The 19,657-nt window shown below is 60.5% G+C and carries 11 protein-coding genes and 1 pseudogene; 8 read left to right on the top strand and 4 right to left on the bottom strand.

Translation table 11 applies throughout. The annotated features are described in order from the left end of the window. Window positions 1–39 precede the first annotated feature (39 nt). Together HDG32_RS06645 and HDG32_RS36985 are read right to left on the bottom strand one after the other, a co-directional pair. Window positions 40–525: a hypothetical protein gene (locus HDG32_RS06645; RefSeq protein WP_090809023.1), complete on the bottom strand. Its 486-nt coding sequence runs from the start codon at window positions 523–525 to the stop codon at window positions 40–42. After that, on the bottom strand, window positions 522–1,061 hold the full coding sequence (locus HDG32_RS36985) for a hypothetical protein (RefSeq protein ID WP_311539613.1): 540 nt from the start codon (window positions 1,059–1,061) through the stop codon (window positions 522–524). Before HDG32_RS36985 ends, HDG32_RS06645 begins: the two co-directional genes overlap by 4 nt. Before the next feature lie 403 nt (window positions 1,062–1,464). Between HDG32_RS36985 and HDG32_RS06630 the strand changes: the two genes are divergently transcribed. The 8 genes and pseudogenes from HDG32_RS06630 to HDG32_RS06595 all read left to right on the top strand — a co-directional run bounded on the left by HDG32_RS06630 (window position 1,465) and on the right by HDG32_RS06595 (window position 15,870). Then, on the top strand, window positions 1,465–9,966 hold the full coding sequence (locus tag HDG32_RS06630) for a hemagglutinin repeat-containing protein (RefSeq protein ID WP_184064635.1): 8,502 nt from the start codon (window positions 1,465–1,467) through the stop codon (window positions 9,964–9,966). A 401-nt stretch (window positions 9,967–10,367) separates the two neighbouring features. Continuing rightward, a pseudogene (locus tag HDG32_RS37190) lies at window positions 10,368–10,565 on the top strand (hypothetical protein); the annotation flags it as partial. 158 nt (window positions 10,566–10,723) lie between these two features. After that, complete coding sequence (locus HDG32_RS06620; protein WP_184064630.1) at window positions 10,724–11,893, top strand: hypothetical protein; 1,170 nt, start codon at window positions 10,724–10,726, stop codon at window positions 11,891–11,893. Between the two features lie 2 nt (window positions 11,894–11,895). Then, on the top strand, window positions 11,896–12,234 hold the full coding sequence (locus HDG32_RS06615; RefSeq protein WP_184032473.1) for a small multidrug resistance protein: 339 nt from the start codon (window positions 11,896–11,898) through the stop codon (window positions 12,232–12,234). After that, the gene (locus tag HDG32_RS06610; RefSeq protein ID WP_184064626.1) at window positions 12,231–14,018 is read left to right on the top strand and encodes a ShlB/FhaC/HecB family hemolysin secretion/activation protein; all 1,788 of its coding nucleotides are present in this window, start codon (window positions 12,231–12,233) and stop codon (window positions 14,016–14,018) included. The genes HDG32_RS06615 and HDG32_RS06610 overlap by 4 nt, the downstream gene beginning before the upstream one ends. A gap of 57 nt (window positions 14,019–14,075) precedes the next feature. Beyond that, the gene (locus HDG32_RS06605) at window positions 14,076–14,756 is read left to right on the top strand and encodes a CsgG/HfaB family protein (RefSeq protein WP_184064622.1); all 681 of its coding nucleotides are present in this window, start codon (window positions 14,076–14,078) and stop codon (window positions 14,754–14,756) included. A gap of 54 nt (window positions 14,757–14,810) precedes the next feature. Then, window positions 14,811–15,194 (top strand): DUF4810 domain-containing protein, encoded by a 384-nt coding sequence (locus HDG32_RS06600; protein ID WP_409340009.1) that lies wholly within the window; start codon window positions 14,811–14,813, stop codon window positions 15,192–15,194. A 10-nt stretch (window positions 15,195–15,204) separates the two neighbouring features. Further along, window positions 15,205–15,870, top strand: a complete 666-nt coding sequence (locus HDG32_RS06595) for a DUF799 domain-containing protein (RefSeq protein WP_184064619.1) — start codon at window positions 15,205–15,207, stop codon at window positions 15,868–15,870. A gap of 499 nt (window positions 15,871–16,369) precedes the next feature. Here the strand turns inward: HDG32_RS06595 and HDG32_RS06590 are convergent, their stop codons facing one another. Both HDG32_RS06590 and HDG32_RS06585 read right to left on the bottom strand, forming a co-directional pair. Then, on the bottom strand, window positions 16,370–17,731 hold the full coding sequence (locus HDG32_RS06590; protein ID WP_184064616.1) for a sigma-54 dependent transcriptional regulator: 1,362 nt from the start codon (window positions 17,729–17,731) through the stop codon (window positions 16,370–16,372). After that, the gene (locus HDG32_RS06585; RefSeq protein WP_184064613.1) at window positions 17,721–19,586 is read right to left on the bottom strand and encodes an ATP-binding protein; all 1,866 of its coding nucleotides are present in this window, start codon (window positions 19,584–19,586) and stop codon (window positions 17,721–17,723) included. Before HDG32_RS06585 ends, HDG32_RS06590 begins: the two co-directional genes overlap by 11 nt. Window positions 19,587–19,657 lie beyond the last annotated feature (71 nt).

Here is a 19,657-nt window from a genome sequence, read left to right as displayed (position 1 = left end):
ATACCGGTAATGAGGGGACGCTCAATGTCCAGTCTCTCCTTACGACAAGGACCAGGGATCGACCTTGCCACCCTCGATCACGAAATGCTTCGCGTCGGGATTCGAGGGGAATAGGCGCCAGTCCTCATCATCAGGTATCGCATCCGCAAGAATGACTAGTCGCATATCTCTTGCCAGCAAAATGACGGCATCACCGTTCTCGCCCGCCTCGATATTCAAAACAGCCGTTGGGCCATGTGTCACAAGGAGATCACGGATTCGTTCCGTTGTCACTCTCGTTCTCTCTTCAGACGCTGCGAAGTCCGAATAAGACGCAACGATCACGTGTCCCTGCTCGATGCGCCAGTCGCACTGAATATGGAGCGCCCAATCGCCCAGATACTTGATGGTTCCTCTGCCGGTCTTTACCTCCCGAAGCGGACCGAACTGTAACGTAAGCATGTCGGCCGCGTGCGCCACTCCGCTAACGTTAAGCCCGATCAAGGCGGAAAGGTGAAGTCCTACCTGCTCTTTCGTATCGATCATTCCAATTTGTCTCCAAACAGGTCCAGGGCCCGCTCCATCATGCCGTGATACTCAAGATCGTCCATCTGAATATCGTAGTGAAGGCGGCGTGCTTGATTCTTGCTTAGTCCAAGTGCTTTGACCACCGCCTTAAATTGCTTGTTCTGCGCCTGATTGTTACCGGGCCGACCATCGGCGCCGGCGAGCTGCACAGCGTCGCCGTCCGGCATGTCGGGCTGATAGACGAACGACTGAGCACTGCCGAGATTCTCCGGCACGCGCGGGCTGCTGCCATAGAGCGAGCTTGCCATCCTCGCGTCGTCCGCTTGTCGTGAGCGCCCGTGACAATCGCACGCCCATGCGGTGCCCAGGGCTACGGCCATCTCGTAACCGTTTGAATACGACTTCAGCCTATCGAACGGAAACCATTCGCCGGTTTCGATGTTCAGCGCCATTGCGGATGGCATTGGCGGAAAGTTTGAGTAGATCGAATAGGTGATACGGCAAAGCAGGCATTCTTCCTCGTCCCCAGTGCCGTCCTGTTTCTGTTGTTTCATTTGACCTCTTCTGATTTTCCAGAAAACACCCGACGAATTAACCATCCGAAGGAGTCACGGTCAACAGTTTTAATTTAAGATAGATCCGTTTTGACAAACATTGATAATAAACGTCAAAAAAACGGCAGACCTGTGACTCCCGGCTCTACCACGACAAAACACTAACCGGTTCTGTCGGCATTCCAATGAAGGTGGCTTGAGGGCGCTTTTTTTCAATTACACGGCGAGAAGCAGACGTTTATTCGTTTGCATATCTCTTCTGCAAATATTGACGCTTTGCGTCAATCAGACAATTCCTGTTTTTGATTTCTGTTGTTGCTTCGCACTGCATTGACAATTTTTAACTTACCCGAGCGGTGGCATGAGGTATTTTTCGGCAGGTTAAAAAAATACGCTATGCCGAATGAACAAGAACATGTTCAGGCTGGTTTTCAGCCGGTGCCGGAGTATGCTCGTCGCTGTTGCGGAAACCGCCATTGCCCACTGCAGCGCAAGTCAGGGCGAGACCCATTCATCGGCCTCACGGCGCCCGATCACACTGTTCGCCATGCGTCACGCAGCTTTCGCCGCGCTGGTGCTGTGCGGACTCGCACCTGTTCTCGCGGATGCGCAGATCGTGCCCTCGGGCGCGCACGCGCCGAATGTCATCCAGACGCGCAATGGCCTGCCGCAGGTCGATATCAACAAGGCGTCGAATGCGGGTGTTTCGATTAATACGTATTCGCAGTTCGATGTGCAGAAAAACGGCGCGATCCTGAACAACTCGCCCGTTATCACGAACACGCAACTCGCAGGACAGGTGAGTGGTAACCCGAATCTTTCGCCAGGCCAGTCCGCGCGGATCATTCTCAACCAGGTCAACAGCAATTCGCCCAGCCAGTTGCGCGGCTATCTCGAAGTGGCGGGCAACAGGGCCGAAGTCGTCGTGGCAAACGGTTCGGGGATCGTGGTCGATGGCGGCGGCTTCATCAATACCACGCGCGGCATTCTCACCACCGGTACGCCGATGCTCGATGCGGGCGGCAACCTGAGCGGTTTCAACGTAACTGGCGGCATGATTACCGTCCAGGGCGCGGGCCTGGACGCGACCAATATTGATCAGGTAGACCTGATCTCCCGCGCGGTGGAGGCTAACGCGGCCATCCGTGCCAACGGCCTGAATGTCATCACCGGCGCAAATCAGGTCAATCACGACACGCTGGCCGCGACGCCCATCGCAGGCAGCGGCGCAGCGCCAGGTGTGTCCATCGACGTGAGCCAGCTTGGCGGAATGTACGCCAATCGTATCGTTCTGGTCAGCAATGAATACGGTGTCGGGGTGTCCAATGCGGGCGTGATCGCCGCCCAGGCGGGTGACCTGACGCTCACGACGCAGGGCGGGCTGGTTCTCACCGGCAAGACAACCGCGAGCGGCAATCTTGCGATGTCAGCGGCGGGCGATGTGGACAACAGCGGCTCGACCTACGCGCAGCAGAACCTGACCATCAGTGCGGGGAACGTCACGTCAACCGGCACCCTCGGCGCGGGCATCAATGCGGATGGCAGCGTCGCCGAGAGCGGCGACCTGACCCTGAGCGCGGCAGATACCCTTTCCGCAACAGGCCAGAACATCGCGGGTGGCAATGCCACGCTTCAGGGCAACAACGTAACGCTTACGGGCAGCCAGAGCGCCGCTAACGGCGCGCTCAATGTTTCCGCCGCGCAGACGCTTGACACCAGTGCGGCAACGCTCAACGCGACGCAGCTATCTCTGGCGGCAGCGAACCTCACCAACCACGGCGGCACGCTAACGCAGACCGGCACCGGGCCGACTACCGTCAATGTGTCCGGTACGTTCGACAACACGCACGGATCGCTGGCGACGAACAGTTCCAGCCTCACGCTCGCGCCCGCTGCGCTCATCAACGACGGCGGCAGGATTACGGATTCCGGGACCGGCACCCTGTCCATTGCCACCGGTTCGCTGTCGAACAACGCGGGCACCATCGCCACGAATGGCTCGCTGGATGTCCACGGGGGCGTGGTATCGAACCGGGGCGGGACGCTGGCGGGGCAATCGTCCGCGACGTTTCAGGTGGCCTCGCTCGATAACAGCGCAGGCGGCTATGTCGGCGCACACGACGTATCGATAACCGGCACGGGCACACTGAACAACGCGGGCGGCACGGTGCAGGCCGACGACGTGCTCGACGTGTCAGCGCAGAGCGTTGCGAACGATGGCGGCACGATTGCGAACGGCGGCACAGGGGCTACGACGGTGAGCGCCAGCGGTGCACTCACGAACACCGGCAACGGACTGATCGGCGGCAACGGTGACGTGTCCGTCGCGGGAGGCAGCGTCAACAATGCGGGCGGCACGCTCACCGCATCCGGCGCGACAACCGTCCAGTCCGGCAGCACGCTCGACAATTCAGCGGGTCTGATCCAGGGTAACGGCAGCGTATCGGCCTCGGCATCCGGTGCGCTCGTCAATACCGGTGGCCAGATCGAATCGGACGGCGCGGGTACGACATTGCAGGTGTCGGGCGCATCGGTGGACAACACGAATGGCCGTATCGCCAATGTCGGCACAGGCGCGACGACCATCAGCGCGGCAACCATCACGAACGCCAACACGGGCGGCTTGAGCGGTGCCGGCACGATCGGCGGCAACGGTGACGTGACTGTGAACGCGCAGACGCTGTCGAACATGGACGGCGCACAGATCGTGTCAGGTCACGACCTGACGCTGAACGCGACGCAGTCGGTGAGTAACACGGACGGCACACTCTCGGGTGCGAATAACCTCACGCTCGACCAGGCAGGCGCGAGGCTGGTGAACCAGAATGGTTCGATCCACGCCAACGGTGCGCTCGGTCTGAACGTGGCGATGCTCGACAACACGTCGGGACGGATCGGCAATGACAACGGTAGTGGTGGCAGCGTTGCCATCACGGCTGGCACGCTGGCCAACCAGGGCGGCGCAATCGGCAGCGACCAGGACCTGAGCGTCGCGACGAACCAGCTGACCGGTGACGGCCGCATCGTGGCGGGCCGTGACGGCGCAGTAACCATCAATGCCGACTACACGCTCGACACCGCCAACCTGATCCAGGCGAATCACGATCTGAGCTTCACGACAGCAGGCAGCTTCACGAACCAGGGGACCCTCGGCGCGGTCAACGCGCTGACGGTCAATGCGGCGAACGTGGACAACCAGGCGGGCGCGGACCTCAATTCGGCCAGCACCACCGTCAACGCGGCGAACGCGATCACCAATGAAGGCCGCATCGAGGGCGACACCGTTACGACGAATAGCGCCACTCTGACCAACACCGCCACCCTCATCGGCAACACGGTCACGCTCAACGGCAGCCAGTCTATTATCAACACCGGGGCGGCCGCCATCATGGCCGCCGCTTCGCAACTGAACCTGTACTCGCCCGGCGATATCTCGAACACGGGCGGCGCGAACCTGTTCAGCCTGGGCAATATCAACATCGCCGCCGACGCGACGCGCGACGGTAACGGTCTGCTCGCGAACCGCTCGAATTCGCTCACCAACGACCAGTCCACCATCGAGGCGCAGGGCAATATCGAAGTCGCGACGCAGACGCTGACGAACTCGCGGCCCGCGCCCACCGTTGAGACAGTGACAACCGATGTTGAGACTGAACACCAGACCAAGCGCGGCAAGTACATCATCTGTCCGACCGGTGGTCCGATTCCGGCCTGTTCCAATCCCACCTGGAGCGATGGCTACAAGAATCCGCTCGACGCAACGTTCAGCGCCTCGCAGATCGTGTCGCAGAGCTCGGGGCCGAATGCGACCGACAACGTGCTGGTGGTCAACGTCAACGGCCAGCAACAGACGATCTGGTACAACACGCTGACGAAGAACGCTGACGGTTCGGTCACCGTCAACTACTGGGACGACTACGACCCGAACATCAACTACCTGCCGTCGACCGAATACCCGACGTTCAGCGGTGGACATAATGGTTATCAGGTCGTCGAGGTCGCGAGAGACACGACGACCGCCACGCAGCAGGACCAGGTAACCGGTCCGCAGGCCCAGCAGGCGCAACTGCTGGCGGGCGGCAACCTGACGCTGGCGAACGTCGGTACGCTCAACAACAGCTATAGTGCGATCGCAGCGGGCGGCTCGATCCAGATCGGCGCCAGCCAGCAGGATGGGGAAATCGGCAACGGCAGCGCCAACTATGGCAGTACGCTGGTGAACAACACCGGACAGACGCTGTACCAGTACCAGCGTCAGGATATCGTTTCAACGTATGCGTGGAACGTGGACACCAGCCAGGACCGGCAGACGGTGACGGAACCGTCAATCGTCCTGACGCCTGTGGCGATCGGTGGCACGGGCGGCACGATCATCGCGAATAACGCGGTCCAGATAAGCGGCACCGACATCAACAACACGAATGTGGCGGCGGCGAACTCCGCGACCGGGGCCACCGGTGGCACGCTCGGCGCGAACCAGGTCCTGACGGGGCCGCAGGTCGACGCCCCGCAAACGGTCGCCAGCAGCACTGGCAAGCTGAATCTCACCCTGCCGTCGAGCGCCCTGTACACCTATCAGACTGCGCCCGGCGCGTCCTATCTGGTCGTCACCGATTCGCGCCTGACCAGCTATACGAGCTTCATCTCCAGCGACTACATGCTCGGCCAGTTGGGGCTGAATCCGCAGAGCGTCGAGAAGCGCCTTGGCGACGGCATGTACGAGGAACAGCTGATTCGCGAGCAGATCACGCAACTGACAGGCCGCGTCTATCTGCAAGGCTATACGAACAACCTGGACGAGTATCAGGCGCTGATGACGAACGGCGTGAACGTTGCGCAACAGTTCGGGCTTGAGCCCGGTATCGCGCTGACGGCCGCGCAGATGGATGCACTGACGAGCGATATTGTCTGGCTGGTCAGTCAGACCGTCACGCTGCCCGATGGCAGCATGCAGCAGGTCCTCGCGCCCGTTGTCTATCTCGCGCAGACCCACGCGAACGACCTGCAACCGACCGGCGCGCTGATTTCGGCCGATGACGTTGAGATTCATGCGACCGGCAGCGCCACGAACAGCGGCGTGATCAAAGGCGGTACGCAGACGGTCTTGAGCGCCACCGATATCCTGAACCGTGGCGGCACCATCGGCAGCAGTGGGACGAACGGCACCACGGTCGTGGCCGCGACGAACGATGTGGTCAATGCGTCCGGGATGATCAGCGGCAACCGCGTTGCGGTGCTGGCGGGCAACAACATCATCAATACGACGCTGGTCGACACGGTGGGCGTGAGCAACGCGGCCAGCGACAGCAGGATGAACACCACCCTGCTTGGCGCACAGGGCACGATTGCGTCGACCGGCGACATGGTGGTTGCAGCGGGCAAGGACCTGACCATGCACGGCGCGAATATCACCGCTGGCGGTGACGCGCAGATCACGGCAGGACATGACATTACGGTTGACGCGGTGCAGTCCACAACGTCGCAGTCCGGGATGCAGAACGCGCAGCACCATTGGGATGCGAGCAGCACGATCAATGAGACGGGTGCGATCACGGCAGGCGGCAGTCTCGCGATGCAGAGCGGCAACGACACGACGCTCAGGGGCGCGACCGTTGCGGCGGGCGGCGACTTGGCAGTGATCGCGGGCGGCAACCTGACGGCTACCACGGTGACGGACACCGCCACTTTCAACAACGTTGCCACTGACGGCCCCTCCCGCAAGGAGGTTGACCATGCGTACGACGAGCAGGCGGTCGGCACGAACTTCTCGGCGGGCGGCAATGCAACGCTTGGCGCGGTCAGTACCGACGCGGGCAAGGGCAATGTGACGCTGACCGGCTCGACGCTCACGGCGGGTACAGGGGCAGCGACGATTGCCGCAAGCGGCGACGTCACGCTGAACGAAGCCCGCGAGGAACACGACAGCTACGTGGCGACCGAATCGAAGCGCGGAAGCGCGTTTCACGGCTCGACCACGGACACGACACAGAACACGCAGGCAAATATCGGCGTGGCAAGTATAGTGGCAGGCGATACCGTCAACATCGGCGCGGGCAAGGACCTGACCGTGAAAGGCTCGACGGTGGCAGGCACGAACGACGTGAATCTCGCAGCGGCTGGCAACGTCAACATTACGACTTCGCAGGATACGCAGACTACGTCCACGTACTACCAGAAACATGAGTCGGGATTCGGTACGAGCGGCGGCGTCGGTATCTCGGTCGGCAGCAAGACGCAGACCGATACCACCAATACGTCGCAGGTGACGAACACGGGCAGCACCGTTGGCTCGCTCGCGGGCAATCTGAGCATCGTCGCGGGCAATGATCTGCATGTGACAGGCAGTGATCTCATTGCTGCGAAGAACATCACCGGTACGGGCGCGAACGTCATCATCGACGCCGCCACCGACACCACGCACTATGACGAATCGCATGCGGTCAAACAGAGCGGGTTCACCCTTGCCGTGAAAGCGCCGGTCATCGATGCCATATCGAATGCGGTTGACCAGACACATGCGGCCAGCAACAGCAAGGATGATCGGGCGGCGGCATTGCACGGCATGGCGGCAGCGAGCGCGGCGTGGGACGCGAATATGGCCGCCGGCGGCCTGGCCAACGATCTTGCGACGGGCACCACGCCTCAGATGAAGGTCGAACTCAGTTTCGGCTCCAGTAGCTCGAAAAGCACCTACGCGGAGGACTCCACGACACACGTAGGGTCGAACGTGACGGCTGGCGGAACAGCGGCGTTTGTCGCAACGGGTAACGCCACGGCCGGCAGCGGCAACGTGACCATCGCCGGTTCGAAGGTGAATGCCAGCGACGTGATTCTCGCGGCGCAGAATCAGGTGAATCTCGTCAATACGACCGACACCGATTCGACGCGCAGCACGAACCAGTCGAGCAGCGGCAGCGTCGGCATATCCTATGGCAGCAGCGGTTTCGGCGTCGATGCCGCCATGTCGAAGGCGCACGGCGACGGCAATACCGATGCGGCCACGCAGAACAACACGCATGTGACGGCGGCCAATACGGCGACAATCATTTCGGGCGGCGATACGAACATCATCGGGTCCAACGTGAGCGGCCAGCAGGTGAATGCCAGCGTCGGCGGCAACCTCAATATCGCAAGCGTACAGGACACGATGACGAGCGCCGCGCATCAGGAAAGTACGGGCGGCGGATTCAGCATCAGCCAGGGCGGCGGGAGTGCGAGCTTCAGTCACACCGACGCGAACGCGAGCGGCAGCTATGCGGGTGTCAATGAACAGGCTGGAATCTCGGCCGGTGACGGCGGATTCAACATCAGTGTCGTGGGTAACACCGACCTCAAGGGCGGGCTGATCGCCAGCGAGGCCGATGCGTCGAAAAACACGCTTTCGACAGGTACGCTGACGTTCTCTGACGTTCAGAATTCATCCAGCTATGACGCACATTCCAGCGGAATCGGCGGGGGCATCACGGCGGGCGATGGTGGCGCGAACTACAGCACGCACGGCAGTACGTCAGGCATCAACGGGGGCGGCGTCGCGCCGATGCTAAGCCAGAACGACAGCGGCAGCGACAGCGCGACGACGAAAAGCGCGATCGGCGCGGGAACGATCATCACGACCGATGCCGCGCAGCAGACCCAGGACATTGCAAGTTTGAACCGGGATACGTCGAACACAAACGGCACGGTGGCAAAGCTGCCGGACGTGAATGATCTGCTTGACCGACAGTCCGACATGATGGCGGCAGCGAGCGCAGCGGGCGAAGCCGTTTCCCGGCGGATTGGCGACTATGCGAAAACGAAGTATGACGAGGCAGCCGCCGCAGGCGATCAGGCAGGCATGGACGCGTGGAAGGAAGGCGGCACAGATCGCGCGATGATGCAGGCGGCAGGCGCGGCCCTTGTGACCGGCCTGGCGGGTGGCAACGCCATCGGTGGCGCTGCCGGTGCTGCGATTGCGTCGATTGCGGCCGGACAGTTGAACAACCTGAGCGATGCAATTGCCGGTTCGAATCCGACTGGCAATGCGGCAATGAATGAAGCCCTCGGGAACATCGTGGCCAATGCGATTGCCACGGGCGCAGGCGCGGCGGTGGGCGGAAATGCAGGTGCAGTCTCGGGGTACAACGTGGACCGGTTTAACCGGCAACTGCACCCTGAAGAAAAGACTCTCGCCAAACAGCTTGCGGACAAGAGCGGCGGCAAGTACACCGAACAGCAAATAGAGCAGCAACTGGCGCAAATGAACCTGACTACTGGGAGTCAGACCGAGCTTGGTAGCGTGCGTGTCACAGTTGGCAGTCAGCCGGATGATGGAACAACTTGGGTGCCTTACGGTATCAACCAGGCTGGACAGCCGGTGTGGGCACAATCGTTGCCATCTGGTGATGCCGATATTCAGAGTTACATCATGAAGAATGCGAACAGCATGAGCAATGCAACTGGACTTAGCTACGATTCGACTACGAGAGCATTCACGCAATATTCCGCCGGAATTTCAGGAACAGTAATGCTCCCTTTTATTGGTGCGGGTGGGGGCGTAAGCGTGGGCGTGCAAACCGATGGTACGTTGGGCGAAACGTCGCCATATATTCAAGTGCAAGCCAACGGTATGGCGAGCGCGGGAGCATACGCAGGCGTGGGAGGCGGCGTGGGAATTAGCCACAGTAATGGTCCAATTAGCACCGGCAGCAGCACAGGCGGATACGCTGAACTCGATGCGGGGTTTGGCGCATCAGGAGGTGCCAATTTTTCCATTAACGACGACGGCACTATTGGCGGAATTGGCGGTGCAGCGCCCATGAAGGTGTTCCCTGGAGTCGGTTTCGGTGCTGGTATTGGCGCAGGGAAATCCACTTCGTCAACGTTCGTTGTACCGTCGATCAATGACATTTTTGGACGCAAACAATGAAACCACGCGCTCTTCACCTAGTCGTCTATTGGGTCGAGCTTGCAGTAATCTATGCGATCGCGTTTTGCGTCGTCTACTCCGTGGATGCATCAAAGGCGGGATTCCAAGCTGGCTTGTCGTTATTCTTTGTAATCTGTGCATGTTTGATTGGTCGCCCCTCGATGCCGCATGAGTTGGCAAAGCTGCTGGCTCGTCCGATGGTTCTACTCATGTCGATTGTCGTACTGGGATTCGGAATATTTGGAACGCGTCAACCAGACCTAACGATTCTCGCACCGGGGGTTGGCCTGTGTCTCTTGGGGGCGGCGTTCGCTGATCGCGTCGAACGTTCACGCACACGTAAGTAGTCGAAACAATATAGATGTATGAAAATCAGAAAAAGGCTGGCGGCCCTGCTGACGAGCGCCGCGCATCAGGAAAGTACAGGCGGCGGATTCAGCATCAGCCAGGGCGGCGGCAGTGCGAGCTTCAGTCACACCGACGCGAGCGCGAGCGGCAGCTATGCGGGTGTCAATGAACAGGCTGGAATCTCGGCCGGTGACGGCGGATTCAACATCAGTGTCGTGGGTAACACCGACCTCAAGGGCGGCCTGATCGCCCTGTTCGCGAGCCTGTGGATCAAGACCGTGCGGGGCGTAATGGATGACGACCCGTTAGTCCATCTGATCGAAGATCACGGCAGCCTCCTTACCATTCTGATCATGGTCGCCACCATGATGACGGCCCACTTTGTGCCGCTTTGACAGGTCCCTGCAAAATGAATTTGAAAAACAGAAACAGGATGCTGGCGTTCTGCCGGTTCTCGATCGTATTCGTCCTGCTGCTCGTGTGCGCAGGAAACATCACGAACAGCGTGTTGCTGAAGTTCGGATTTCGCGACGATCACAAGCTGGACGGCTATGCGCAAAGCCTCACGCTGGTCAGCATGATCGAGGGGACGGCTCCGCGGCCGTACGTCTACCGCTCCACGTTTGCCAAAGCGGCGAAGTACATGGCCGGGCAACTGAACCCCGCGCTCCAGCAGAAACTGTTCAAGTCCATCAGTCGCTATGATTCGCTGCACCATAGCTACTTCAGCGGCGTCCCGGACACGTACTGGACGTCGATGGTCGCCATCACGTACCACATCGTCTATTTCTTCGTGGTGCTGTCGATGGCGCTTGCGCTATTACTGATCTACAAGCTGGCGCGGATGCGTGGCCTGTCGTTCGGGCAGGCACTCGGGTTTCTGGCTGGCTTCAGCTTCATCTACCCACTTACGTTCCAGGCGGGCGCGTACTACTACGACTTCATCGAAATACTGGGCGCGTTCAGCGCATGTTATTTCATGCTAAAGCGCTGGATGATCCCCTGCACGCTGGCGATTGCGTTTTTCTCGTTCAACAAGGAAACGTTCTTTCTCGTGCCACTTGCGTTGTTCTTCCTGCACCAGCGGGACGTCCCGATGCGCAGCCGGTTCGGCTGGCTGGCGCTCCAGTTGGCATGCTGTTTCGTCAGCCGGCATTTCATCATGAACGGCTACGAAGCGAACAGCGGCGGTTTCATCGAGTTTCACGCGAAGGAAAACCTGCTGTTCTGGCTTAACCCGGCTTCATACGTTCGTTTCTATAACCTGGTTGCCAAGGGCATCCTGACGCCGAGCCTTCAGAATCCGCTGATCCTTGTCCCCACGATTATGTTCTTTCGCCGTGCGTGGCAGGAAACCAGTGTGAGCGACAGACGATACTTCCTTGCCGCGTTCCTGCCGCTCCTCGTTCTGTTCGTGCTCTTCGGCTATACCGACGAGATCCGCAACCTTTCCCTTGCTTTCCCCGCGATCGTGCTCGTCGCATTGAATGGCGCGAGCCGTTTCGGGCAGATCTTCTCGAACGCAGAAAGCGATCAGGCGCACGTTGAGACGCGCGTGCGTTCCAACTTGGCGGGCTAGTCATGTCGTTGATCGCGTTGATTGCCAGCGGTATGTTGAGCGGACTGGCAAGTGTTCTGCTGCGGCTCGCCGCACTTCGGGCGGCGACACCGTCAGTAGGTGAATGGGTGCCGCTTCTGCTCCGCGTGGCCGCAATAGGCTCTTACGGAGTCGGATTTGTTCTCTATGCGCTTGCGCTTCGCAAGGCCAGTCTGGGCGTCGCCTATCCGTTGATGGTCGCCGTCTCGATCCTGGTCGTACTGGCGTTCACGGCGCTGCATGAGCAGGTGTTAAAGCCGACTCAGCTGGTCGGCGCGGTAGTGATTCTTGGTGGTGTGTGGTTAGTTACAAGGCCCGCATGACAAAGCAACAATCTCTACAGGTCAGCAGGGCGGCGCTGTCTGTCCTTCCGTTGGCGGCAGCGCTCTTTGCGCCAGGTAGTTCGACTTCACTCGCGCAGCAGGCGCCGACTCCGGCAGATACAGCCGCCGCGGCGCGCGCCAATGCCGAACAGAACCAGCAGCTCCAGCAGCAACGCGACGCGCAGCAGCGTGAGAAGACCGTCAACGCGCCTTCGGTACGCTCGACCGCGCCGAAGGCCAGCGTCTGGCCGGAACTGCCTGCTGAAACGCCATGCTTTCGCATCGAATGGTTTTTGCTCGACGTACCTGCCACGTTACCTGATGCCGTGCGCAAACAGGGTGCATCCGCGTTACCGCTCGACCGCTTCGCGTTCGCACGCGAATGGCTCGACCATTACCGGGGGCAATGCATCGGCAAGGCGGGACTCGACACGCTCACCAAGGGATTGCAGCAGGCTATTCTCGGTCGCGGCTATATCACCACACGCGTACTGTTACCCGAACAGGACCTGTCAACCGGCACGCTGAAGTTTGCACTGGTGCCGGGCGTGTTGCGCGCGATCCGCTTCGCCAACCCCGCCACGCGCGGCACATGGAAAACCGCCTTCCCGGCCCGCGAGGGTGACATGCTGAACCTGCGCGACCTCGAACAGGGACTTGAACAGATGAAGCGCGTCAGCAGTCAGGACGTGGACATGAAAATCGAGCCTACCGACGTACCGGGCGAAAGCGATGTGGTCGTCACGGTAAAGCGCGCGAAGCCCTGGACGGTGGTCGCCTCGGTGGACAACTCAGGCACGCGGGCCACCGGCAAGCTGCAAGGCAACCTGAGCCTTGGCATCGACAACCCGCTCGGGCTAAACGACATTTTCAACGTCGGTGTCAGCCAGGACCTCGAATTCGGCGACAAAGGTCTCGGTTCGCACGGCTGGAACGGCTCGTATTCGATTCCGTGGGGCTACTGGACCGGCACGCTATCGGCCTACACGAACACGTACTACCAGCAGATCGCGGGCGCTAACGCGACTTTCGTTTCGAGCGGCAACGCGCAGACCGTTGACTTCAAACTGCAACGGGTATTGATGCGCAGCCAGAACAACGTACTTGGCGCACAGTTCCGCCTGACGAAGCGCTTCGGTGAAAGCTTCATTGAAGACACCGATATCCCGCAGCAGCGGCGCAACAACACGTTCATCGAGGCCGGCCTTACCGATCGCCACTACTTCGGCAGTTCGCAGTTCGACGGCAGCCTCGGGTACCGTCAGGGTGTGGGCGGACTCGGGGCGACACCAGACTTCTACGAGAATGGCCCGACTTACCGCTTCCGCATGGCCATCCTCGACGCGAACCTGTCGGTGCCGTTCAGGATAGCAAGCCAGCCATTGCGTTACGTGACGAGCGTGCACGGCCAGTTCACGAACAATACGCTGAACTACATCGATGACCTGACCATCGGCAGCCGCTACACGGTGCGCGGCTTCGACGGCGAAACGATGCTCGCGGCCGAGCGCGGTTTCTTCTGGCGCAACGAGTTGCAGCTACCGGTTGGATCGACCGGACAGTCACTTTACGCAGGCATCGACTACGGGCACGTGTTCGGACCGAACGCCGCATATCTCGCCGGTACGCAACTGGCAGGTGCGGTGCTCGGTGTGCGCGGTAGTGCATCAGCAAAGGCTGGCGCGCTCGCCTATGACCTGTTCGCCGGGACGCCGATCTACAAGCCGTCAGATTTTCCCACTGCGCGCGTGACGCTCGGTTTCCAGTTGACCGCTCAATTCTGATAATCACCCTGCCGACGCTATCCGGGTTTTCGGCGTTTCAACAAAGAGGAAAACAAAATGAAGTCATCGAAAACGAATGGGCTTGGAGCCGTTGCTGTTGCCGTTGTCGTGGTTCTGGGCGGATGTGCAACCGAATCGTCGCGCTCGCTGCCGGTGCCCCCCGTCGCCAGTGCGCAGAAGCCAGCAGTGGGCCAACCCATCGGCATTTCAGTCGGCAAGTTCGACAACCGGTCGAGCTATATGCGCGGCATCTTCTCGGATGGCGTTGACCGTCTCGGTGGTCAGTCCAAAACCATCCTGATCACGGCGCTCCAGCAGACTGGGCGCTTCAATGTGCTCGATCGCGACAACCTCGACGAAATCCGCCAGGAAGCAGGCTTCCTCAAAAAAGCACAATCGATCAAGGGGGCGCGCTTCGTCATCACCGGGGACGTAACGGAGTTCGGTCGCAAGGAGGTTGGCGACCGGCAGCTATTTGGCATCCTCGGTCGCGGCAAGAGTCAGGTGGTCTACGCAAAGGTCAGCCTGAACGTCGTCGACACGACGACATCGGAAGTCGTGGCGTCGAGCCAGGGGGCGGGCGAGTTCAGCCTTTCGAACCGTGAAGTCATCGGCTTTGGCGGCACCGCCGGCTACGACTCGACACTGAACGGCAAGGTGCTCGATCTGGCGATCCAGGAGGCCGTCAATCACCTGGTCGAGCAGGTCGATGCAGGCACGCTGAAGGCCGCACAGTAAGTGCGCCGGACCATTGCGTTCCACCCACTTTCAACCGCACCTGCCATAAATGTGATGATGCGATTCACGATGAAACATAGCCGCATGATGCGGGGAATCTGTCTGCCAGTAATGGCGACAGCCATACTCCTCACGGGATGCGCGGCGAACCGCCCCCAGCCTCTTTACCAGTGGACCGGCTACCAGCCGGCCGTGTACGACTATCTCAAGGGGGAAAAGGCTCCGCAGGAGCAGATCGATGCGCTGGAAAAGGCCCTCCAGGACATCAGCGGCAAGGGGCACACGCCGCCGCCGGGATTTCATGCGCAACTGGGCATGCTGTACGCGAGTGTCGGGAACGACACCGAGGCCATGCAGGAGTTCGAGTCCGAGAAGCAGCTGTTTCCGGAGTCCTCGACCTACATGGACTTCCTGATGAAGAAACCGAAACAGCCCTGAGCGAGCCGACATGTCCAAGATCCTTTCCTTCAAACTCTGGTTTGCGCTATCGACTGTTGCACTGCTGTCCGCGTGCGCGCAACCTGTGAAGCACGCCGACTACACGGCATTCAAGAACAGCCGGCCGCGCTCGATCCTGGTGCTGCCGCCGACCAATGAAACGACGGACGTTCAGGCGACCAACAGCATGCTCTCGCAGATGACGATGCCGCTCGCCGAATCCGGCTACTACGTGATACCGGTAGCGGTGATGGACGAAACGTTCAAACAGAACGGCCTGACGATGGCGGCCGAGATCGAGGCGACCTCACCCGCGAAGCTGCGCGAAATATTCGGTGCCGACACGGCCCTGTATTCGAAGATCACACAGTACGGCTCCGTGTACCACATCGTCGACAGTGCAACAGTAGTAACGGCGTCCGCCAGGCTGGTCGATCTCAAGACCGGTGACGTGCTATGGCAGGGTAGTGCGAGCGCCAACAGCAATGAGGGCAACAACAATGCTGGCGGTGGCCTGATCGGCATGCTGGTCATGGCAGCGATCAAGCAGGTTGCGAATTCGCTGACGGACAGGGGACACGATATTGCCGGAGTGACGAGCTATCGGCTTCTGCATGCCGGGCCGCCGAACGGGCTGCTTTACGGGCCACGGTCACCTCAATACGGCACTGATTGAACAATCCTCGATCAGCAGGGACGGGCTGTGGCGGCAGATGGCTCGTACGGTACTGGGTTGTCGACGGCACCGCATTTGTATTCCTGACGCAAAAGCCAGACGTCGCGCTTTTTCGCGAAGCGGAGACCGTGCTGGACAGCAGTATCTCCGCTGCCGCACAGGGGCATGGCTGGCAGGTGTCGACGGAACAAACCGTCACTGTCGGACAGGTCGCGTCGCGTTACGACGAGTGCCTGGCAGTGTGCCGAAATATCGTTATATCGAATCGTGCGACCGGCTGTGCCGGTTTGTCCATTCGGCTGCGACATCGCCGTTGCCGGGTAGTCAGTTGCTGCGTAGAAAATAGGACTTGGTCAGACAGACGATGTCAGATCGTCGGTCTCAGTGCGGCCATCAACCGTCATTCGTTCGCGTCGTTACTCGGACATTCACACGTCCGTTCCACCCAGGAAGCAGCCACGATTCGCGATATTGAGCGCTGCATGATCGGGGCGCTCCCTCAAGCGTCGAGTCCTTCGCTTTGCTCGTCTGCGCCCGGAAACTTCAGTTGACGCACCTTGTGATAGAGCGTCTTTTTCGGCATTCCCAGTTCAGCGCTGGCCTCGGCGATATTCCCGTTGTGCCGCCGCAGCATATCCGCGATCAGCATGTGTTCGAAATGGGCAAGTTGCTCCGCAAGCGTTCCGGTTTTAATCCGCTGCCCGCCGGCCGGCAGCAGGCGGTCGCCATCGAGCCCAAGGACAAAGCGATCCGCGACGTTCTGTAATTCCCGCACATTGCCCGGCCACTGATGCGTCATTAGCTCCGAGACCTGGGATGCAGACACAATCGGAGCCGACAGCCCAAAACGAAGTGCGGCAGCGAGTACGAAATGCTCGAATAGCAGCGGTATGTCTTCTCGACGTTCGCGCAGAGGGGGTAAATCGATCAGCGCGACGTTCAACCGATACAGCAGGTCAGCGCGGAAACGTCCGTCTGTCGCAAGTTCGACGAGATCTGCCTTCGAGGCCGCCACGATCCGGCAATCGACAGCTATCGCCTCGTTCGAGCCCAGTCGCTCAATCTGGCGTTCCTGCAATACCCGCAGCATCTTGATCTGCAATGCGATCGGCATGGTTTCGATCTCGTCCAGAAAGAGCGTGCCGCCGGTGGCCCATTCGATCTTGCCGATGCGGTTCTTGATTGCACCCGTGAACGCACCGGCCTCATGACCGAATAGCTCACTCTCGAATAGCTGCTCCGGTAAGCCGCCACAGTTGAGCGCAACGAAATGACGATCGCGGCGCCCACTGAAATCGTGCAGTCCACGAGCGATCAGTTCCTTGCCCGTGCCCGTCTCGCCGGTAATCAGCACCGACACTGACGTATCCGCCAGCCGCAGGATTTTCCGTCGAACCTCGACGATCGCGGGCGACTTGCCGAGCACAAGCGCCTCTATTCCCCGCCAGTTGTGCAGCGCCGCGCGCAAACCCTGCACTTCGAGCGTCAAACGGCGCTTCTCGACAGCGCGTGTTACACGACTCGCGATGTGGTCCGACGAAAAAGGCTTCTCGATGAAATCATGGGCGCCCGTTCGCATCGCCCCCACCGCTGTCGCGATATCCGCGTGCCCGCTGATCAGTACAACAGGGATCTGTGGATCGATCGCAAGGACACGTTCGAGCAATTTCAGACCGTCGATGCCCGGCATCCGTACATCGGACACGATCACCACCGGTGCCCCCGGTGCGACCTCCGCCAGCGCCGCGGCCGCCGACTCATACGCCCGCACTGGAAAGCCAGCCAAAGCAACCGCCTGCTCGACGCCGAGACGCACGTTCTCATCGTCTTCGACCACGACAACGCTAATCTCATCGCCCATTGGCTGCCTCCCGCTCCGTCGCCACGGAGAATTCAATAGTGAATTGTGCGCCGCCATTGGGTCGGTTTGCAGCGGAGATTCGCGCCCCAAAGCCGTCCACAAGACGCGAGGTAATCGCGAGCCCGAGACCCAGGCCGCGGCCTCGCGGCTTCGTCGTCACGAATGGTTCGAATAGATGCGCCAGAACCTCCGGCGCGATGCCCGCGCCACTGTCGCTGACGGTGAACCGCACACGGCTCGGCCGTTCGGTTCTGGAAGCTTCGATCGCGATCACGCGCTTATCCTGATCCGCGACGGCATCCAGCGCATTGCCGAGCAGGTTGACGATCACCTGCTGCAGCTGGCTCGGCTCTGCGCATATCGTCGTGCCGGCCGGGATCAGGACATCGAGTTGCACCTGCTCATCGCGAATCCGTGCTTCGTAGATCAGCACCGCATGCGCGACCGCTTCATTCAGTGACACCGCGACACGTTCGAATTCAGGCTTGCGGGCGAAGGTCTTAAGTTCGCTTGTGAGTATCGCCATGCTGTCGACGAGCCGCGAAATTCGTTCGAGGTTTCCGATGGCAGGCGCAGGCTGATTGCGTTCGAAAAACGTCCGTGCATTGTCGCAGAGCGTTTTGATGGCAACGAGCGGCTGGTTCAGTTCATGCGTCAGACCGGCCGCCATTTGTCCGAGCACCGCGAGCTTGCCCGCATGCACGACCTCTTGCTGGGAATCCCGCAGTAGCTGCTCGGTGCGTGTGCGCTCGACAATCTCCTCGCGCATCCTTTCATTGGCCTGCGTCAGTGCCGCCGTGCGCTCGCGAACCGTGATCTCCAGCCGATCATTGGCGCGGCGCAGCGCGTCCTGTGCCCTGAGTTTTTCCGCTATGGCGCGGCGGCGCTGGATCGCATAGAGGCAATACAGTCCGATGATGAGGAAGCCCCCCGTGACGAACGCAAGCGCGATTTGTTGCTGGCGCCGCGCGCTGGACACGTCGAGCAGAATCATGATCGAATCGCCGGCCTGGGGCGCGGTTCGCGACATTGCCAGATATCGCCGCTCGTGGCCTGGGCGACCCCAGTCGGGAAAGCGTGCAAACCACGCCGAAGTGTCCCAGTCACCGAGACGCCGGTGCGGCAGCGCTTCTACGCTACGGCCGGCATATTGCCGCGATGCCTGGATCTGGCGTTGCTGCTGTGCCGTTATCGGTCTAAGCGACGTGAACTTCCACGCCGGAACCGTGGAAATGACAATCACGCCGTTACTATCGATCACCATCGCCGCGACGCCCGGCACTCTCCACGCGGATTCAAGCGCGTCTACGCTGACCTTGACGGCCGTGGCCCCGATCGGCCCGCCATCCTCTCGCACCGCGCTCGCGAAATAGAGGCCAGGCATGCCGGTGTTCGTGCCGATACCGAAGAACCGGCCCGATCCATGTGCGAGCGCGTCCTGGAAATACGGCCGATAAGACACGTTGGTGCCGACGAAACTTTCTGGCCGATTCCAGTTGCTCGCGGCGACGACCAGGCCGTGCTGGTCGATCACGTCTACGGCAACGCTGCCGGCCTCGCGATTCACGGCGTCAAGATAGGTATTGACCGTCTGTAGAAGTCCGGCCGGTGGGTGGGGCATCGCACTCAACAACGCGCGCACGCTTTCCTGCCTCGCGACGATCGAAGGCATCATCTCGTAGCGTCCGAGTTCGCTCCCGAGGCTGGCAGCATACAGGTCGAGCCGGTGTGCGCCGATCTCCACAAGCGCATCGATCGAACGGTCCCACGCAAACTCGACCGCGGCGGCAGCCACACCGACGTAAAGCGCGGCGGCGGCCATCCATCCCCACAACGGAATACCGCTTATTTTCATGCCCAAGGTCGCCCCGCGGCGCTCGATTGCAGAATGACTGCCGATCCCGACGTGGGGAACGGCGTCCCGAC

Origin of the sequence: Paraburkholderia sp. CI2 (genome assembly GCF_014201055.1) — a bacterium.
Taxonomy (GTDB): domain Bacteria; phylum Pseudomonadota; class Gammaproteobacteria; order Burkholderiales; family Burkholderiaceae; genus Paraburkholderia; species Paraburkholderia tuberum.
The sequence above is the reverse complement of the archived record's forward strand: the minus strand, read 5'-3'. Positions and strand labels throughout refer to the sequence as shown.